Here is an 18,986-nt window from a genome sequence, read left to right as displayed (position 1 = left end):
CGATTCTGCAGCCTTTAGCTGGGGCACTACTGCATTGGATAGCGCACTTTCTGTCCGGGTCCCTTAAGCCGAAATATGCTCCAACCTTGGGCGGCAGGGTTTCTCGGCATAAAAAACGGCCCTGCACCCAAAGAGATGCAGGGCCGATTGGCAATGCGAGGTTACTGGGCCAGGGCCTTCTTGGCGACCTCGGCCAGCTGGGCGAAGGTGGCCTCGTCCTCGTAGGCGATCTGGGCGAGCACCTTGCGGTCCAGCTCGATGCCGGCGAGCTTCAAGCCGTGCATGAAGTTGGAGTAGTTGAGCTCGTTCATGCGGGCAGCGGCGTTGATACGCTGGATCCAGAGCTTGCGGATGTCGCGCTTCTTGTTGCGACGATCGCGGTACTGGTACTGCATGGAGTGGCGGCTCTGCTCCTTCATGCCGCGCAGGGTGCGCGAAGAAGTGCCGTAGTAGCCCTTGGTGCGCTCTTGAAGAGTGTGACGACGCTTTTTGGCGTTAACGGCGCGCTTGACTCGTGCCATGAAAATCAACTCCTAACAGGGGCCGCAAGATGCGGCGCAAAGGACCGCGCAACGCGGTCAAAGACATGAGTGGGACGGGAAAAGCGCGAGCTACTTGCCCATGCGCTGGGAGACGACCTTGGCGTCGCAGGGCTCCAGGAGCTCCTCTTTGCGGAAGCTGCGGATACGCTTGGGCGACTTCTTGGTGAGGATGTGGCTCTTGAAGGCCTTGGCGTGCATGATCTTGCCGGTGCCGGTGCGACGGAAGCGCTTGGCGGTGCCCTTGTGGGTCTTCATCTTAGGCATACTAGTTCTCCTTCTTATCCTGGGAGTCTTCGGGGGTCTTCTCGTCGAAGGCGCCCTTGATGGGAGCAACCAGCATGTGCATGTTGCGGCCTTCCATCTTGGGCTGAGACTCTACGGTGGCATAGGGCTTGAGGTCGTCGGCGAGGCGCTCGAGCACGTTGAGACCCTGCTCGGGATGCGCCATCTCGCGACCGCGGAACATGATGGTGATTTTTACGCGCGCGCCCTTCTTGAGGAAACGCAGCACGTGACCTTTTTTGGTCTCATAGTCGCCGGTGTCGATCTTGGGACGGAACTTCATCTCTTTGATCTCGACCTTTTGCTGGTTCTTGCGAGCGGCCTTTTGCTTGATAGCCTGCTCGTACTTGTACTTGCCGTAGTCCATCACCTTGCATACGGGGGGCTCGGCATTGGGAGCGATCTCTACCAGGTCGAGGTTTTGCTCGTCTGCGATGCGCTGGGCATCGCGAATGCCAAAGAGGCCGAGCTGCGAGCCATCGACGCCAATGAGACGGCAGGTACGGGCGTTGATTTGGCCGTTAATGCGAGGTCCATCGTTCTTGGCTATGTTAAAACACCTACCTTTCTGGGCGATTTGCATCGCCTGTCACTACGTCGCGAGGATGCGAGGCACCACATCGACGCATAGAAAAACCGGAGGCTCCACAGGGGCGCCGCCGGTCCACAGACAAATCTTGTGAGCCCATAAAGGGCGAAAGATGCGTTTGTAAGAACCAGCCAGCAGCCTAAAGGCGCCGATCAGGTGGGGACGCAAGGTCCCACTTAGCTGCAGAGGTTTCTGCGCAGTGACACATACTACTGCATGCCGAGAAGATCCGCCACCCCAAGGGCTACAACCTTTGGACGACACAAAGAATCGCCACAGCTTTTGGCGCTGGATGCCCAGGGACGAGGAAGATGATACCGCCTGGGAAGATGCGAGCTTCTCGGCAAGGCAAAGGTTTTTAGCAAGATACTCCATGGTATTCTAGGACTAGGTCGAGACGCCGGCACTCTTAGGGTGGCTGCAGCCGGCCGAGCGAGATTGGGACAACCGTCGAACTCGGTCTTTGCAGGCCGAGAAGGGAGTGCGTCATGCAGTCTTTTGTGATCGAACCATCATTTTGGGATCTTTTTCCAGAAGCCTCAGTAGGATGTATAGTCGTGCGCGACATGAAGTCGGCCCACGAGGTGAGCCAGGAAGACCGCGCGCGTATCGCCACGCTGTTGAGCCAGGCAAACACCCAGGCAACACGCCACCTGGACTCGCCTGCCCTCTCTGAGAATGCGCCCATCAAGGTATGGCGCGACGCCTATAAGAAGTTCAAGACCAAGCGTGGGGCCCGCTGCTCGGTGGAGAACCTCTTTCGCAGCGTGCTCAAAGACAAGCCGGTGGAGCCCATCACGCCTTCGGTGGATCTGTACAACATCGTGAGCCTGCGCCACGCCTTCCCGGTGGGCGGCGAGGACGTCAACGCCTTCGAGGGCGATCTGCGCCTAGGTGTCACAGAGGGCGGCGACGGGTTTTTGCCCCTAGGCGAAGATGCTGAGGATCCCACGCTGGCGGGTGAGGTGTGCTATCGAGACGACGCGGGCGCGGTATGCCGATGCCTCAACTGGAGAGACGGCCAGCGCACGGCGCTTACCGACCATTCCCGTGACGCCTTTTTAGTCATCGAGAACGTGGATCCGGCACGCTCCCAGGACCTCGAAGCAGCCTTGGCCGACCTAGGGTCCTTGATTGGCGAGTTCCTTGGGGGCACAGTGACCGCTCAAGACATCCTCACTGCCGAGAAGCCCCGGCTCACCCTAGTTGAATAGCCCGGGATGGGTTCCTGCTTTTGATGAGTTGCAACGCTGGAGAGCGCCTGTGGGAGGCTTCATTCCCGCAGGCGGCAGGCGCTCCTCTGAAACCCGATGGGCTCTGGACACCTCAGCCTTCTGCCACAAAGGCTGAAGTGAGATTGCTGGCCACTCCGCACAGCAGGCCGCCGATAGGCCAGGCCAACCAGAAATAGGGGGTTGCATAGCCCGGTACGAAGAGCATGACCAGCCCTGCGATGGTGGCGATGAGCATGATGGCGCCGCAGAGACCTCCGGCGATGCGATCGCGGCGGCCTTTGGGCGTGAGGCCGCCATCGTTGGCCACAGGGATTTCTGCAAACTCCGCCGATTGGGAGTTGTAGGAATCGATATCCATACCGCCCCTGAGCATCGAGCCGTAGATGATGGACCATACTCCTAGAGCCACGCAGCCCAACAGCAAACCCGCACCTAGCGTGTCTTTGGCCAGGAGACTCTCGATGAGTATGCAGATGCCCACCCCTGCCAAGATGAGCAAGATGCCTCCCACCAGGTGGCGAATGAAGCTCTCTTGACATTGCTCGCGCTCTTGAGCCGTGTAGAAGTCTTCGATGTAGGGATGATCCTTCACAAAGGCGGCATGCCTCATGCTTGCAGGAATGATGAGCGCCAAGCCCACTGCCACCAGTGCGAGCAGCCCTATGGCACCCGCTGTCTCAGAGGTTTTGGCGGCTATTCCCAATACATCGCCAGCGGATTGGATCAGGCACAGCAGCGCCGGCCCCAGAATGAAGCAGCCCACGCCCAGCGAGATGCTCCAGGCAAAGCCGGTGCGCTCCTCATCGTAGCCGCAAAGGTCCACCGGCGCCGAGCTGGCTGGTGGAATGTTTTGGGTTTCTCGGCTGGTAAGATCGCCGCAAACCAGCTCATCCAGGGTGCAGGAGAAGATCTCGCAGAGCTTCAAGAGCTTGTCCATCTCGGGCGCAGACTTGCCGGACTCCCACTTGGTCACCGACTGCCGAGAAACCCCCAACAACATGGCCAGTTGCTCTTGGGTCATGGATCGGCTCATGCGCAGGTAGGAGAGGTTGGTACGAAAGCTCATAATGTGCCTTTCAGAGGTTGGACGAGCAGTGCACATGCTTCCGGCCTGGGCTGTGCACAGGCCATCTGGGGAAGAACGCTGGCTTCACTATGCAGGTGCAAGGGTGCTCATTCTACCAACCGGCGGCTTCATTTTTGACTTATTTCAGGCGCCCGTTGGTTGCTAGGCGCAGGTAGATGACCTGGTTGGGGAACTATAGCCCCTACCTATTCGCCCCATTCTCCATATCCTCACTAATAAGCTGTGGTGGAGATGCCCCAAATGCTCCTATTCGCGTTATTAGAGCATTATCGGCAATGGGCACACGCGTTGCCCATTGCAGCCACGCCTCTTATGGCGTGAATTTTTCATAGTTGATGCACTTCGCGCACCTTCGCAAGCGCCTTGCGACCCAGTGCGGCGCTTCAGCCGATTTTGCATAATCAAACAAGAAAACAGGTCACCGCCAAACCAGACGATGACCTGCATGTTTTCATGGTGCCCGAGGTGAGATTCGAACTCACATGAGCGCGAGCTCAGAGGTTTTTGAGACCTCCGTGTCTGCCATTCCACCACTCGGGCGAGTCGCGAGTACTTATTCTAGCAAAAGCAGGCGCCTGCGCAACGCTCAGTGGGCTTCCCTATTGTAAGAAGGGGTTGGAGGCCAACTCCTCCTCCATAGTGGAAGCGTCGCCATGGCCGGGCAAAATGACGGTGTCGGCAGGCAGAAGGCCTTTGAGTCGCTCGAGCGTGGCAGCCAAGGTGTCGGCGTCGCCGCCGGGGAAGTCGGTGCGTCCGGCCGTGCCTTTGAAGAGCGTGTCGCCAGTGAAGGCGATGCCGTCCCCCAACAGGACAATGCCGCCCTCGGTATGACCGGGAGCATCCACTACCACCAGCGTGACCTCGCCCACCGTAATGGTGTCCCCCTCATGAAGCACGCGGGAAGGCTCAGGCGCATCGTCATCGTAGGCCACGCCCAGGTTGCCCACGCCTCCGGCTTTCATGGCACGCTCGGCATCGGCAGCGCCAATGGCAAAAGGCACGTTGCCGCCCAAAGCGCCGATAAGAGCCTTCACTCCGCCCACATGGTCGCCATGGCCGTGAGTGGCGACCACCAGATCCACCGTGACGTCACTCAAGTGCTGGGCGATGGCCGCACCGGCAGCGCCGGGATCCACCACCAGCCCGTGGCCGTCGGAAATGAGTGCGTAGCAGTTGGTCTCGATGGGTCCCACGGTAAAGGCCCGGATCTCCACATGGGTGTCGGAAGGATCGGTGATTTCTGACTCTTGAGGTTGGTTGTTCTGGGCAGGGGTGTTGGCTGCAGTGGAGGCAGCAGTGTCTTCCATGGCTAGACTCTCCGTTTCATTTGGTTGGCGCCCTCGCCAGGCATGATGCGGCGGGCGTCATAGACGCTGGGCACGCGGCTTACTGCGGCCAGGAGAGGGTCGAGCAAGCTGGCGTCTGAGATATGTACCAAGAAACGCAGGCGGGCAAAACCGTCGGAAGAGACCTGAGTGGCAGCTGAAAGGATGTTGCCGCCCGCGTCGCCAATGGCGATGGTGACGTCTTTGAGAAGGCCAATGCGATCGGTGGCTTCTACCACGATCTCCACCTGGAACTGGGTGGCGCCTCATCGAAGTGTCCCAAGCCACTTCGATGAGGCGCTCAGGATGTACCATGAGGCCCTTGACGTTGGGGCAGCTGGCGCGATGCACCGATACGCCGCGGCCGCGGGTGATGAATCCCACGATCTCGTCGCCAGCCACAGGGTTGCAGCAATGGGCCAGATGCACCAGCAGGTCCGGATCGTCTTTCACCACTACGCCGCAGCTGTTGCGCTGGCGTTTCGAGAGGTCGCGCTGGGCGCGCTGGGCTGCGTGTGTGGGGAGCATGGGGCGGTCTTCGGTGAAGACCTTTTGGCGTTCCCGAGCCTGCTGGGTGGCCTTCTCGGCAGCGGCGATTTGGGCCGGCGAGCCCTCTTCAAGAATCTGCTCCACCTTGTTGGCCACACTCTTGGGTGAGAGCTTGTTGGAACCGATGGCGGCGAAAAGCTCGTCTTGGCCAGGGAATTTAAGCTGTTCGCACACCTTGGCAATGGCGCGCACCGAACGGCGTGTGGAGATGCCGTATCCCTTTTTGCGCAGCTCCACAGCCAACATGGAGCGTCCCAGCTCGGCGTCGGCGCTCTTGTTGGCGCTGGAGAAGTACTTGCGGATCTTGGCGCGGGCCGAGGGGGTGCGCACGATGTTCACCCAGTCGGCGGAGGGCTTGGAGTTCTTGTTGGTGAGGATCTCCACGCGATCGCCCATCTCGAGGTGATAGGTGAGCGGGACCACCGAGCCATTGACCCTGGCGCCCACGCAGTGGTTCCCCACCTCGGTGTGGACGGCATAGGCGAAGTCCAGCGGCGTGGAATCGCGCCGCAGACTCATGACTTCGCCCTTGGGGGTGAAGATGAAGATCTCCTCGTCAAAGAGGTCCACGCGCAAATCATGCAGGTAGCGGCTGGGATCGTCGATCTCGCCCTCCACCGCCCAGTCGAGGGAGCGGCGGATGTGGGAGATGGTGGAGTCGATGGATTGGTCGTCTTGGGCCATGACGCCGTTGGAGTTGCCGGCGCTCTTGTAGAGCCAGTGGGCGGCGATGCCGTATTCGGCCTGCTCATGCATCTCTTTGGTGCGAATTTGAATCTCAATGGGCCGGGCTTCGGGCCCCACTACCGTGGTATGCAGCGAGCGATAGAGATTGGGCTTAGGGGTGGCGATATAGTCTTTGAAACGGCCGGGCAGCGGGTGCCACAGGCTGTGAACCGCGCCCAAGACGCTGTAACAGTCCCCCACCGTCTCTGTGATGACGCGCAGGGCAATAAGGTCGTAGATGTCGGTGAAGTCTTTGCCCTTGCGCTGCATCTTTTGGTAGATGGACCAAAGGTGCTTGGCGCGGCCGCTGATTTGATAGCCCGAGAGACCGGCAGCTTTAAGCTCGTCATCCAGCACCTTGATGGCCTCATTGGTGGAGGCTACGCGCTGTTCGCGAGACTCCTGCACCATGCGGGCGATGCGCTGATACTCCTCAGGCTCCAAGTAGAAGAAGGAAAGGTCTTCGAGCTCCCATTTGATAGAGCTGATGCCCAGACGGTCTGCCAAGGGCGCATAGACATCCATGGTCTCGCGGGCTTTGAACTGGCGGCGATCAGGCTTTAAGGCCGCCAGCGTACGCATGTTGTGCAGGCGGTCTGCCAGCTTGATGATCACCACGCGGATGTCTTTGGACATGGCCAGAAACATCTTGCGCAGATTCAAAGCCTGCTTCTCGTCCATGGAGTTGACATCGATGTTGGTGAGTTTGGTCACACCGTCCACCAGATCTGCCACAGTCTCGCCAAAAAGCTCGATGAGCTGCTCCTTGGTAGCCGGAGTGTCTTCCACCGTATCGTGGAGCAGCGCGGCCGAGACCACATCCGCATCCATGCGCAGGTCGTGAGCGAGGATAAGCGCCACCTCTACCGGATGATTGATGTAGGGCTCGCCGCTGCGGCGCTTTTGCTCTGAGTGGAAGTCTGCTGCAAAGAGATAGGCCTTCTCCACCTGGTCCATGGCCTCGGGAGTCATGTAGGACTCGCAGGTGCTGCGCAGTTGCGGGTAGCTGTCAGCCCCTACCTTAGGCATGGGTCGTGCCTGCGTGGCAGCGCTTATCTCGGTCATGGCTCCCCTCCCTGAAATGAGTCTCCCTCAAGGGCCACCTTAAAGGAGACCGCAGAGGCAAGGCGCCGTGATGCGACGCCTGAAACGTTCACGTCCTTAAGAGTATCGCTAGTTACCGTAAGCTTTCAAACTCCCCTAAGGAAGGGGCACGTCTTCTGCGGGCGCGATGGGTCTGTCGACGGCGCATTCCAACTCAGAAGCCGTGGCTTCCAAAGCCCAAGAGGCGAACTCGCCAAACGCGTGCTGCTCCGCCACACCTTCGCTATAGCGTGCCGAGGAGAGCAGATCCATGCGGCCAGCGCTGTCCACCATGGTGATCACACGATCTTCTCCAAAGCCATCTACCGAGCAAAACCCCAGCTCGCTAAAGACAGCCACTCCCTGCTCGAGTGCCCCTGGCGTCAAGGTGGCAGAGCTGTCGATGGAACGCGCGAGTCCCAGTATCTGGGAAGCGTCAAAGGCCAGCCTGTGGCTTGTGGGGTCTTCTAAAGTGCGCAAGGCGCGATAGAGGGCCACCAGCACCTGGCGCGAAGGGGCTGCAGCGCCAAGGACTGCCTGGTTGGTAGCGATGTCGGCAGAGCCATAAAGCAAGCACACCTCTGCGGGCTGGCCATCGCGGCCCGCACGGCCGCTCATCTGGTTGAACTCCACGCGCCCATAGGGCAACGAGCACAGCATGACGGAGCGCACATCGGGCAGGTTGACGCCCTCGCCAAAGGCCGAGGTGGCCACGATGCAGGAAAGCCTGCCAGCCCGGAACGCCTGCTCTACTTCCAGGCGCTGAGTGCGGGTCATGCCGCCATGGTAGAAGGCGATGCGATGACCCAACTCGGGCACCCGGCGACGCAACTCTCGGGCAAGCCGCACGGCAGCGTCGCGGGTGTTGGTATAGGCGATGGCTTTCTGCTGGGCAGAAAGATGGGAGGCCGCGCAGGCTATCACATCATCGGGATTGCGCTCATCTACCAGATGGAGATTGTCGCGGGAAGCCAGATCGGTAAAGACGGCATCAATGGAGGCCAGACGGCAGATCTCCTGAGCCACCGCGCTGGTGGCCGTAGCGGTGCAGGCCAGCACCTGAGGGTCGCCCAGCTCCTGAAGGACGCGGGGAAGCTCCTGATAAGCCTCGCGATTGCCGCCCTTGGACTGGCCGGCGTGATGGGCCTCGTCGATGACCACGAAGCCCACCGGCGCTTGGGCCAGTTGAGCGCTGTGGATCGCCAGAAACTCCGGCGTGGTAAGCAGAGTGTCCAGCTGCCCTGCAGCCCATTGGCCAAAGATCTCGTCGCGCTGCTCCTGAGGCGTCTCGCCACAGAGGACGCGCACCTTGAGGCCTAGGGCCCCAAAGCTCTCCTCTAGGTGAAAGGCTTGGTCATTTACCAAGGCACGCAGCGGATAGACAAAGATGCTGGACTTATGCTCCTTGAGGGCCAGGCGCGCGGCATGGAGCTGGAAGATAAGGGACTTGCCGCGGCCGGTGGCCATGATGGCCAGACAGCTTTTGCCCTGGGCCAAGGCATCGAGCACCTGGGCCTGGCAGGGCAAAAGCTCATGATCGCCAATGAAGGCACCCTTGAGCTTAGCCGTGAGCCCCTCCAGAGGAAGGGAGCCCAACGAGGGCTCGGGCGAAAGGGCCAAAGCAGCCTCAGGCAGACGGGCGGCGAAGACTGCGGTCTGCTCGGCAGCGGCGTCTTGGGCAGCCGGAGAGGCAAAGAGCTCTTCTATGAGCTGCTGGTCGCCGGGGTCTTGGGGCTGCTCGTCCCGGAAGAGGATGTCCCGCACCATAAGCTTGACTTTTGATTTTCCTTGCCACTGCTCCACCGTAGCCTCGAAGACCAGGTCCACCACGCCTTCCCAAGCAAGCACCCGCGCCACGTTGGGGGCCCGGAACATGATGGCGGGCAGAGAAGTGATGCCGTCGGTGGCATAGAAGTGCACGTGGTCGCCCTGAGCACCCACGGGGCTTGCCCCTCGCAAAGTAAGGCCACAGGCAGCAAAAAGCGGCTCGCGGTTGCCCTGGCCAAAGGGGCGCAAGAGATCCAGTGAAGCCACGGCACCCAGGCTAAGCTCGCTTAAGCGCACGGTGCAGGCAACCTCGTCCACCTGCAAGAACTCCGCAGGGTCCACCTGATCGAGCCACGCAGTGAGGCGCTCTTTGAACTGGGGAAGATTGTCTGCCTCCAAAGTGACGCCCACCGCCTTGGGATGACCACCAAAGCGCAGCAACAGATCGGAGCAGGACTCCACAGCGTGGAACAGGTCCACTTGGCCCACAGAGCGGCCAGAGCCAGAGGCAATGCCGTCTTTGATGGTGAAAAGCAGCGTGGGCACCTTGTAGCGGTTGGCCACGCGACTGGCGACCACACCCTTGACGCCTTCATGCCACCCCTCGTGGGCCAGCACCACACAGGGCCCCTCCTCATATACCTCCTCTGCCTGGGCGAAGGCCTCGGCAGCCATCTCGCTTTCGATGGAGCGGCGGGAGGCGTTGATGGATTCCAGCTCGGAGGCGAGGGCCTCTGCCTCCACAGGATCAGAGGTGAGCAGCAGGTTGAAGGCCACGTCCTCTTGGCCCATGCGGCCGGCGGCGTTCAAGCGCGGCACCAAGGAAAAAGGCAGGTTATCTGCATTGATGCGTGCGATATCCGTGCGTGCCGTGCGGGCCAGGGCCACCAAACCCGGACGCAGGCCTTGGCGCATCTGGGCGATGCCCTCGGTCACCAGCGCGCGGTTTTCACGAGTGAGCTCCATCATATCGCTCACTGTGCCCAGACTGGCCAAATCTAGGTAATTGCGCCAGAGCTCGGGCTGGCCCACACGCCGGCCCACGGCTTGCACCAGCTTGAGCGCCACGCCTACGCCGGCCAGATCGCGAGAGTAGTTATGGGGATCTAGCTTGGGATCTGCCACCGGCACTCCCTGGGGCACCTGAGCCCCAGGCTCATGGTGGTCTGTGACCGCCACGTCGATACCCAGCGAGCGCACATAGTCCACCTCTGTCGCAGAGGAGATGCCGTTGTCTACGGTGACCACCAACGAGGGGTCGCACTGCTGGATCACCCGGGCCATGCCCTGCTCAGAAAGACCGTAGCCTTCCCCAAATCTGTGGGGGATGAAGGCATGCACCCTGGCCCCAAACTCGCGCAGCGCCAAACACAGAAGCGAAGCCGAGCTCATGCCGTCCACATCGAAGTCGCCAAAGACTGCGATGGACTCGCCAGCGACTATGGCCTGCTCCACCCGCTGGGCCACCGCTTCGAGCCCGGGGATCTCTGACGGATCATGCCAGTCTCTGGCAAGAGAGGGCGAGAGATAGGTCTCCACTTGCTCAGGATCAGTGATGCCTCTGGCCGCCAGCACCCGAGCCACCAAGCCCTCGAGCCCATAGGCGTCCTTGAGGAAGCGGGCAGCCTCCGGGTTTTGTGCGCGCACCTTCCAGCGATCACTGGCGTATAAACCGGGCATAGCCCTCCCCTCTTCTTGCAAGACACCTCTGGCAGCCACCGGGGCTGCGACCTTCTCGGCGTGCGGTGAGACAGCTCATGCCGCGCTGCCGAGAAACCCGTGGCCCCCGATCCAGCAACCCTTTGGCTGCCGTGCTCTTGTTAGTATGGCACTCCGGCGCACCCGCCGAGGGTGCCGGCGCCTTTGCGAAACCTAAAAGTCTCGGGCATCGCCCAGTCGGTCTAGGTAGGCTTCCTGAAACGCCTTGTAAGAGTGGTCGATGATGGCACACCGGGCTCGGCGCATGAGATCCAGCAGGTACCAGAGGTTGTGAATGGACAGCAAGATGCCGCCCAGCATCTCTTTTTGCTTGATAAGATGATGTAAATAGCTGCGGGAGAAGCCCTGGGTGCAGGCGGGGCACCCGCAATCTGTGCCAATGGGGCGGTCGTCTTTGGCAAAACGGGCGTTCTTGAGGTTCATGCGGCCCTCGTCGCTGAAGGCGGTGCCCAGGCGAGCGGTGCGAGTGGGCAGCACGCAGTCGAACATATCGACGCCAATGCCCACACCTTCCACCAGCGTGCGAGGGTTGCCCACTCCCATAAGGTAGCGGGGCTTGGTTCGAGGCATGTACTCCATGCAGAGGGGCGCCAGGCTCTCGAACATGGTCTGGTGGCTCTCGCCCACCGAGTAGCCGCCTATGCCATAGCCTTTAAAGTCGCCGATGGTCTCCAGGCGATGGAGGCTCTCCCGGCGAAGGGACAGGTCCATGCCGCCCTGCACGATGCCAAAGAGCGTTTGATCGGGACGCGTATGGGCCGCGAAGCAGCGCTCGGCCCAAGCGCTGGAGAGGTCCACCGCACGCTCGAGGTAGGCACGGTCGCAGGGATAGGGCGGGCACACATCCAGCTGCATGCAGATGTCTGAGCCCAGAAGCTGGGCGATGCGCATGTTTTCCTCGGGAGTCCAGGTGACGTAGGAGCCGTCGTAGTCCACCACCCTAAAGGTGACGCCGTCGTCGGAGAGCTTCACGTGCTCGTTGTGGGAGAAGACCTGGAACCCACCGGAATCGGTCAAGATGGGCCGGTCCCAGCGCTCCCAGACATGAAGGCCGCCCATCCCGTCGATAAGCTCTGGGCCAGGCCGCTGGCTCAAGTGATAGGTGTTGGCCAGGATGACCTTGGCGCCGATCTCTCTGAGCGTGTCTGGCAGGATGCCCTTTACCGTAGCCTTGGTGCCCACTGGCATGAAGATGGGGGTGGGAATGTCGCCATGGGCAGCATGAAACACGCCCGCACGGGCCCCGGTTTGAGGGTCCTCCGCCTCGATATCAAAAGAAAACAGCTCGCTCATCTGCCTGCCTCCATGATGGTTGAACGCAGCCTGGCCCAGAAGGGCTCACTCAGACCGCTGGGCGGGTACCATAAAAGAGACCCGCACACTCTTGGGAGGTATCATGCCCACACCCAACGACGATAACGCGCTCGACCCTCGCGACGGCCACGCACCTTTTGACACCTCGACATCCCATGGTGCCAAATCTGGCGACGCGACGGCCCCAGATGCGCCATCTTCACAAGATACTGCAGAGGAGTCTATCGGCGCCCAACCCGCCTCTGACTCCCAGGCAGACCTTAGCTCCCCTGCCGAGAAGGGCGAGCCTTCCCACCTAGAGTCTCAACCCGGCGAGGAGGGTTTCTCGGCAGCAGATGAGGTCGGGGGCCCAGAGGAGGACGAGGAGTCCAGCGCAGCCTCGAAGCTCAAGGCGGTGGCGGGCTCGGCGGTGGACGGCGCGCGCAAGGCAGCCGGCGCCCTGGGGCAAGAGACGGCCAGCGGGCTTTCGGCCTTTAAGGCTGTCAACCAGGCCAAACGCGCCCATGCGCAAGCGAGGGGGCGCCTGGAGGAGCTAAAGAGCTCTATCGAGTCGCGCACCCAGGAAGTGGAGCATCGCCAAGATGTGGAGGCTCGCTACGACCAGATAATCAATGAGAACAGCGAGGTCATCGAGGAGTCGCTGGCCTCCATCGCCTCGCTGGAAGAGGAGCAGGAAGCAGCCCAAGAGCAAGAAGCCCAGCTGCAAGAGGCCCTCGATAAGCTCAAGGCAAAAAACGCCAAGGACCTGCGCCCCTATGAAAAGCTGGCGCGGAATGCCAAGGCCTCTTCTGAGGATGCGGCCCGGGCCCTCTCCGGCGCCAAACGCGACCTCAAGGCTGCCCAGAACTCGTTGCGCGATCTTATCGGCAGGCGCGATAGCCGCGTGAGCGCGGCACACAAAGCGGTGGACAACTCCCGCCAGCGCCTCAACCGCCTGCAGGGGGATCTGAGCGACCTTCAGCACGACGACGAGGCCACGCCGCAGCAGCTGGCCGATCTCAGGGCAGAGATCACCGCAGAGATGGCCAGGCTCTCCAAAGCGCAGGAAGACGCTCAGGTGGCCCCCAATGAAAGCAGCGCCTCCATCAGCGCCGCGGAGCGTCAAGTAGATGAGGCCCAGCGCAGGCTGGAGGGCGCTCAGGAGGCGGCTGACTCGGCCAAGCGCGAAGCTAAAAAGCAAGCCCACACCCTCGAAGGCATGGAAGATGCGGCAAAGTCGGCCGAGCAGGCGGCAGAAGACGAGGTCATCGAGGTGCAAAAGCATCTCAAGACGCTCAAAGCCCGGTTGGCCCAGACCGCCAAGACCAAAGAGGAGGCCGAGCAAGCCATCGCAGAGGCCAACGACATCCACCATACGCCCGAGAAGACCCAAGAGCTCCTCGAGCAGCTGGCAGACGACAATGCGGCCGCCGTGCTCCAGCAAGCCCAGGTAGACTCGCTGGCAGCCGACGAGCACGAGCTTCGTCAGCGCACCCGCACCAGCCGCATCGCCTTCATCCTGGTAGTGGCTGCCGCCATTATCGTGCTTTTGGTGCTCTTCCTGGTGTTCTTTGGCGGCAAAGGAGCTTAACGAGCCGCTGCGATGCCCAAGGCGCCTCGAAGCGCCGGGTCGCATGACCTTCTACCTGCGGCCTGGCGACGCCTCCCTGTGACCAGGCGCTTCATTTCTTTGGATTGTCACTCCTATAATTGATTGGCCTGCTGTGAAAACCGACGATTTTGATTACGACCTTCCCGATACCCTCATCGCCCAGTCTCCCGCCGAGCCCCGCGACTCCTGCAGGCTTTTGGTGCTGGATCGCGCCACAGGCGAGGTGACCCATCGCATCTTCACCGACATCTGCGACTATCTGGAGCCCGGCGATCTTCTGGTGGCCAACAAAACCCGTGTGCTGCCTGCGCGCCTGGTGGGCCGCAAGCCCACGGGCGCGGTCTGCGAGACGTTGCTGCTCACCCGCCGCGAAGACATCGATCCTCTGGGCCATGTGTGGGAGTGCCTGGTGAATCCCGGCCGGCGCCTGAAGCCCGGCGCCACCATCGAGTACCGCGCCGGCGGCCTCCACGCCCCCACAGACGCTCCCGTGATTTTGCGCGGCACCGTCGAGAGTTTTGTGGATGATTCCAAGGGCGGCCGCTTGGTGCGCTTCGAGCCTTTGGGCGGCCGTACCCTGGATGGCGCCATGCACGAGGCAGGCCATGTGCCCCTGCCTCCCTACATCACCGATTACCAGGGCGACCCCGAGAAATACCAGACCGTCTATGCCATGCACGAGGAGCACAGCGCCGCAGCCCCCACTGCTGGCTTGCACTTCACGCCCGCCCTTATCGGCCGTCTGGCCTCCATGGGCGTGGCCATGGCCTTTGTGGAGCTGGAAGTGGGCATCGACACCTTCCGCCTGGTGGAGGAAGACGATCCCACCCAGCACGTGATGCACACCGAGCGCTACCATGTCCCCCAGGAAGTGGTGGACCTGATCCATGCCACCAAAGCCTCCGGCCATCGCGTCATTGCCGTGGGCACCACCTCGGTGCGCTCGCTGGAGAGCGCCTTCGATCCCGAGGCCCCGGTAAGCGACCCGCCCATGGTGGCCCGCTACTTTGAGGAGGCTCCTGACTCCGCCGCCGTCACCCGCTCAGGCGACCTGGTGGCCAAAGAGAACGCCACCACCAACCTCTATCTCATGCCCGGCTCCACCTTCCATGTGGTGGATGCCATGATCACCAACTTCCACGTGCCCCGCTCCACCCTCATGATGCTGGTGAGCGCCTTTGCCAGCCGCGACCAGATCATGGGCGCCTATCATCAAGCCATCGACCTGGGCTACCGCATGCTCTCCTTTGGCGACGCCATGCTCATCCAATAGCCGCCTGGTCCACTGCACGCCGCCCGCCTCGCCGCTGTCGAGGCGGGCGGTTACTTTTTTGGGGGCGGTTGCTTTTTTGCCCGGGCTGCCAGGCGCTCCAGCGTGGCCTCCACCTTGGAGAAGCGGCAGCCGCAGTAATTCTGCCGATAAAGGCCCAGCTCCTGCGCGCGCTCCTGTGCCCGCTGAAACCGAGGCCTAAAGTCTCGAACCACCGGCTCCAATCCGTGGGCATGGGCCACTGCCACCAGCGCCTCGTCACACACTTCATGAAGCTGATGGGGCGACACCGCCAAGGTGGTGGTGACATGGGCAAAGCCGGCTGCCTTAGCCGCCTTGCACGTCTCTGCCAGCCGAAGGCTATAACATGCCCTGCAACGCGCCTCCCGCTCGAACCCCTTGGGCGCCACCGCACGCTCCCAAGCGGCGCGATCCTGCTCGCATTCCACCACGTCTATGCCCTCTTGGGCTGCCCACCCCTTAAGCACTTGAAGCCTGTGATCGTGCTCGGCCACCGGCTGGATATTGGGATTGGCCCAAAAGAGCGTGGGGGAGAATCCCTCGCTTTTGAGCTGAGCCACAGGCTCCAGCGCACAGGGTCCGCAGCACACATGCACCGCAATGGGCGTCACCTGGCCATTGCTGCCATCGCGCCCAAAGCCCCCGGCTTCTGAGGGCGTGGGTTTCTCGGCAGCAAGACTGGGAGCCTGCGGCTGTGCGACATCGACGGATGAGAGGGCAAAAGACGAGGTCACAGGGCATCGGCTCCGGAGATGGTAGGCAAAGTGGGCCTGGATGTGGCAGGCTCGGAGGCCGGCTCCACAAGATCGATGCCATAGGCAGTGTCGCGCACGTAAGGCACAGGCGTCTTGAGCAGGTAGCGTGCCATGGCGAAATCGCCCGTGCAGCCTGCAAGGTGAAGATAGGCGCAGATAAAGGCAGCCAGCGGATAGCCCAGCCACATGCCTGCCGTCATAAGAATCGCAGTGACGCACACCGCAGGCATCAGAAGGATCGCAATATAGCGCTGCCGAGAAAAGACCGCCCCCTCACAGGAGGTATAGAGCATGCCCAAAGAGAGATAGCCAAAGTGCAAGGTGGCGTCGCCTGCACCCAACAGCTTGAAGGCCAGCCCGTGGAAGAGTTCGTGGGCAGGGAGCACCGCGAGGCTGATGAGGCCGATGGCAACGGCGACGATTGCCCAAGTCCAGGAAAACGGAGCATGAGGCCATCCATGGGCGAGCCAGAGAATGGTGAGGGCGAGCCCGGCGGCGAGGATGAAGCCGGAATGGGCGACCATGGCCTCAAGGGTTGCGGTGTCGTCTACCATTCGAAAGGAGTCCAGAGTGATCATTGATTCATCTTTCATAGGGCTCCTTCCTGAGGTCGGGGGCTGTGTCCTCGCAGGCGATCCTGCAGTTGGGCAGTTGCGGCCAGATAACTGCAGCTGGCCAGTTGCAGCACATTCCTGCGGCTCTCATTCTAGCCCGTCTCAAGCATTCCTTTGGGAGCTTATAGCATCTCTAGAGGGCTTAAGGACCCAAGGCGGTCCAGGCGCGCCTTTGAGGGTTTCGCAGCCCCCGCTAACAAGTAGAATGGTGCAGTTAGAGAAAGCAGTCACTCCCCTCTTGCGCCTTCGCGCAAGGGATGTGCGAAAGGTGCTCTATGACAGCTTCATTTGCTTCGCGGCCGCATTTTCCTCGCCGCGCCGTGGTCACCGCTGGCATGCCTTATGGCAACAAAGGGCTGCACTTTGGCCATATCGGCGGCGTGTTTGTGCCGGCGGATTTCTATGCCCGCTTCCTGCGCGATCGCATTGGCCCTCAAAACGTGGTCTTTGTGAGCGGCACCGACTGCTATGGCTCCCCTATCATGGAGGGCTACCGCAAATTGGCCGCTCAGGGCTATGAGGGCACCATCACAGACTATGTGAGCTCCAACCATCAGGCCCAAAAGGACGCGCTGGCTGCCTATGAGGTATCGCTCAACTTTTATGGCGGATCGGGACTGGATCCGGCAAAGCCCGTCCATGCGGCCATGACAGACGCCCTTATCACGCGGCTCTATGAGCGCGGCTATCTTACCAAGCGCGAGACGCTGCAGTTCTACGACACCGAGGCCCATCAGTTCTTGAATGGCCGCCAGGTGCAGGGACGTTGCCCGGTGCCCGGCTGCAAGTCTGAGAAGGCCTACGCAGACGAGTGCGACCTGGGCCATCAGTTCGAGCCCGAGGACCTTATCAGCCCCATAAGTCAGGTCACCGGCACTGTGCCCGAGCTTCGCCCCGTGGCCAACTGGTACTTTGACCTGCCGGCCTTCGAGGAGGACCTCAAAAAGCTCGATGAGGAATGGGCCCACGATCCCCAGGTGCGCGACGTGGTGATCACTACCGTGCGCGAGTTCTTGGTGCCCCCTGCCATTTACATCAAAAACGAGCTGCGGCCGCAATTCGACGCCATCGCGCAGCAGTTGCCGCCCCACACCGTACACGAGCCAAAGGGCAATGCCGCGTCCTTCTCGGTAGCCTTTGAGTCTTGGGATGCCCGCGATGAGGCCCGGGGGGCTCTGGATTCACACTCCATCCGCTTCAGGGCCGGCAAGTGCCTGCTGCCCTTCCGCATCACCGGCAACATAGATTGGGGCGTGCCGGCGCCGGATTTGGACAACACGCCCGACCTCACCGTATGGTGCTGGCCGGAGTCGCTCTGGGCGCCCATCTCGTTCACCCAGACGCTGCTGCAAGAAGACCCCGTCACCGCGGCGGCCAACGCCTGCGACCCTTCCGTGCTGCCTGCCGCCTACAGCTCCTGCGATTGGCACGACTGGTGGTGCGAGGGCAAAGACGCCCAGGTCTTCCAGTTCATTGGCCAGGACAACATCTACTTTTACTGCGTGGCCCAACCCGCCATCTGGGAGGCGCTGGATTGGGATCTCTTCCAGGACACCCCGGTGGCCAACTACCACATTCTGTTCATGAACAAGAAGGCCTCCAGCTCGGGCACCATCAAGCCGCCTATGGCTTCCGACCTGCTCTCCCACTACACCCCCGAGCAGCTGCGCTGCCACTGGCTCTCGCTGGGCCTGGGCGCCAAGGCCGTCTCTTTCGCGCCTAAGCCCTACGACACCTCGGTCTCGCACAAAGACAAGAAAACCGGCGAGGAAGTGCTGGTAAAAGACGATCCCCGCGTAGTGGACCCCGCCCTTAAAGAGAGCGCCTTCCTCACCAATATCTTTAACCGCCTCGCCCGCTCCTGCTTCTACGGCGCCCAAAAGCACTTGGACGGCAAATTGCCGAGAAGCTCGGCCACCCCAGCCGCCGTCTCTGCCTCAGATGAGGCCACTCTGGCCTTCGAGCTGGCCATGTATGAGCTGGACTTCCCTCGCGCCATGGCCGTCGCCGAGGACTTTGGCCGCGAGGCCAACAAGCTGTGGGATGCAGCCTCCAAAGCCGCCAAGGACAACGAGGTCGCCTACGAGCAAGCCTTGGCCGACGCTTTCTGCGCCCTTCGCACCCTCACCCTGCTCATGCACCCCGCAGCCCCGACTGGCTGCCAGATGATCTGCGAGCACCTGGCGGTGGACCCGACCCTCTTCTTTAGCTGGGACCATGCCTTCGAAAGCATTGAGCAGCTGCTGGAGGCGGCCGGCATTGACCCTGCCAGCCACCAGCTGGTGGAACTGCCCCCTCGCACCGACTTCTTCTCCAAGCACGAGAGTCAGTTCAAGAAGAAGTAGGGCACTCGCTTTGCGCCCCCTGCGCCAAAAGCCTCGGGAAACCCCTAGGGTCGCAGCCTTGCGCGAAGGGCGCCAGAGCCCCCGGAGTTGCAACCCTTGAGGTGCGGGTTTCTCGGCTGGTGGGTCGCAACGGCTCTCTTTCCACTTTCGGCCAGCGCCGCCGCATCTGCAT

At 61.5% G+C, this 18,986-nt stretch carries 13 protein-coding genes, 1 tRNA gene and 1 pseudogene; 4 read left to right on the top strand and 11 right to left on the bottom strand.

Annotated elements, in window-relative coordinates:
- Positions 1 to 161: 161 nt before the first annotated feature.
- The 3 genes from rplT to infC all read right to left on the bottom strand — a co-directional run bounded on the left by rplT (position 162) and on the right by infC (position 1,407).
- The gene (gene rplT / locus E5334_RS07780; protein WP_136013030.1) at positions 162 to 521 is read right to left on the bottom strand and encodes a 50S ribosomal protein L20; all 360 of its coding nucleotides are present in this window, start codon (positions 519 to 521) and stop codon (positions 162 to 164) included.
- Between the two features lie 90 nt (positions 522 to 611).
- Positions 612 to 806, bottom strand: coding sequence for a 50S ribosomal protein L35 (gene rpmI / locus E5334_RS07775; RefSeq protein WP_136013029.1), 195 nt, complete (start codon positions 804 to 806; stop codon positions 612 to 614).
- 1 nt (position 807) lies between these two features.
- A complete protein-coding gene (infC, locus tag E5334_RS07770) occupies positions 808 to 1,407 on the bottom strand; it encodes a translation initiation factor IF-3 (protein ID WP_136013028.1) in 600 nt (199 codons plus the stop codon).
- A 494-nt stretch (positions 1,408 to 1,901) separates the two neighbouring features.
- Here infC and E5334_RS07765 point away from each other — a divergent pair, with 494 nt between their 5' ends.
- Positions 1,902 to 2,627, top strand: a complete 726-nt coding sequence (locus E5334_RS07765) for a B3/B4 domain-containing protein (RefSeq protein WP_136013027.1) — start codon at positions 1,902 to 1,904, stop codon at positions 2,625 to 2,627.
- A gap of 112 nt (positions 2,628 to 2,739) precedes the next feature.
- Here the strand turns inward: E5334_RS07765 and E5334_RS07760 are convergent, their stop codons facing one another.
- From E5334_RS07760 to tgt, 6 genes and pseudogenes are all read right to left on the bottom strand, one after another.
- Positions 2,740 to 3,714: a helix-turn-helix transcriptional regulator gene (locus E5334_RS07760; RefSeq protein ID WP_167604352.1), complete on the bottom strand. Its 975-nt coding sequence runs from the start codon at positions 3,712 to 3,714 to the stop codon at positions 2,740 to 2,742.
- 475 nt (positions 3,715 to 4,189) lie between these two features.
- Positions 4,190 to 4,275, bottom strand: a tRNA-Leu gene (locus E5334_RS07755).
- A gap of 59 nt (positions 4,276 to 4,334) precedes the next feature.
- Positions 4,335 to 5,042 carry an MBL fold metallo-hydrolase gene (locus tag E5334_RS07750; protein WP_136013025.1) on the bottom strand — a complete coding sequence of 236 codons (708 nt, stop codon included), beginning with the start codon at positions 5,040 to 5,042 and terminating at the stop codon, positions 4,335 to 4,337.
- A gap of 2 nt (positions 5,043 to 5,044) precedes the next feature.
- Positions 5,045 to 7,400, bottom strand: a pseudogene (locus E5334_RS07745) (RelA/SpoT family protein).
- Between the two features lie 135 nt (positions 7,401 to 7,535).
- A complete protein-coding gene (gene recJ / locus E5334_RS07740) occupies positions 7,536 to 10,865 on the bottom strand; it encodes a single-stranded-DNA-specific exonuclease RecJ (protein WP_136013024.1) in 3,330 nt (1,109 codons plus the stop codon).
- 192 nt (positions 10,866 to 11,057) lie between these two features.
- The gene (gene tgt, locus E5334_RS07735; protein WP_136013023.1) at positions 11,058 to 12,197 is read right to left on the bottom strand and encodes a tRNA guanosine(34) transglycosylase Tgt; all 1,140 of its coding nucleotides are present in this window, start codon (positions 12,195 to 12,197) and stop codon (positions 11,058 to 11,060) included.
- A 103-nt stretch (positions 12,198 to 12,300) separates the two neighbouring features.
- Between tgt and E5334_RS07730 the strand changes: the two genes are divergently transcribed.
- Positions 12,301 to 13,788, top strand: a complete 1,488-nt coding sequence (locus E5334_RS07730; RefSeq protein WP_136013022.1) for a coiled-coil domain-containing protein — start codon at positions 12,301 to 12,303, stop codon at positions 13,786 to 13,788.
- Positions 13,789 to 13,921: 133 nt separating this feature from the next.
- Complete coding sequence (queA, locus tag E5334_RS07725; RefSeq protein WP_136013021.1) at positions 13,922 to 15,082, top strand: tRNA preQ1(34) S-adenosylmethionine ribosyltransferase-isomerase QueA; 1,161 nt, start codon at positions 13,922 to 13,924, stop codon at positions 15,080 to 15,082.
- Between the two features lie 50 nt (positions 15,083 to 15,132).
- On the opposite strand, the gene E5334_RS07720 is transcribed toward queA, so the two are convergent.
- Positions 15,133 to 15,834 carry an epoxyqueuosine reductase QueH gene (locus E5334_RS07720; RefSeq protein WP_338041727.1) on the bottom strand — a complete coding sequence of 234 codons (702 nt, stop codon included), beginning with the start codon at positions 15,832 to 15,834 and terminating at the stop codon, positions 15,133 to 15,135.
- Positions 15,831 to 16,448, bottom strand: coding sequence for a DUF3267 domain-containing protein (locus E5334_RS07715; RefSeq protein WP_136013020.1), 618 nt, complete (start codon positions 16,446 to 16,448; stop codon positions 15,831 to 15,833). The genes E5334_RS07720 and E5334_RS07715 overlap by 4 nt, the downstream gene beginning before the upstream one ends.
- A 296-nt stretch (positions 16,449 to 16,744) precedes the next feature.
- Here E5334_RS07715 and E5334_RS07710 point away from each other — a divergent pair, with 296 nt between their 5' ends.
- Positions 16,745 to 18,814, top strand: a complete 2,070-nt coding sequence (locus E5334_RS07710) for a class I tRNA ligase family protein (RefSeq protein WP_275438991.1) — start codon at positions 16,745 to 16,747, stop codon at positions 18,812 to 18,814.
- Positions 18,815 to 18,986 lie beyond the last annotated feature (172 nt).

Source organism: Muricaecibacterium torontonense (assembly GCF_004793925.1).
GTDB classification, from domain to species: Bacteria; Actinomycetota; Coriobacteriia; order Coriobacteriales; family Atopobiaceae; genus Leptogranulimonas; species Leptogranulimonas caecicola.
This window is presented reverse-complemented; position numbering and strand designations above follow the sequence as displayed.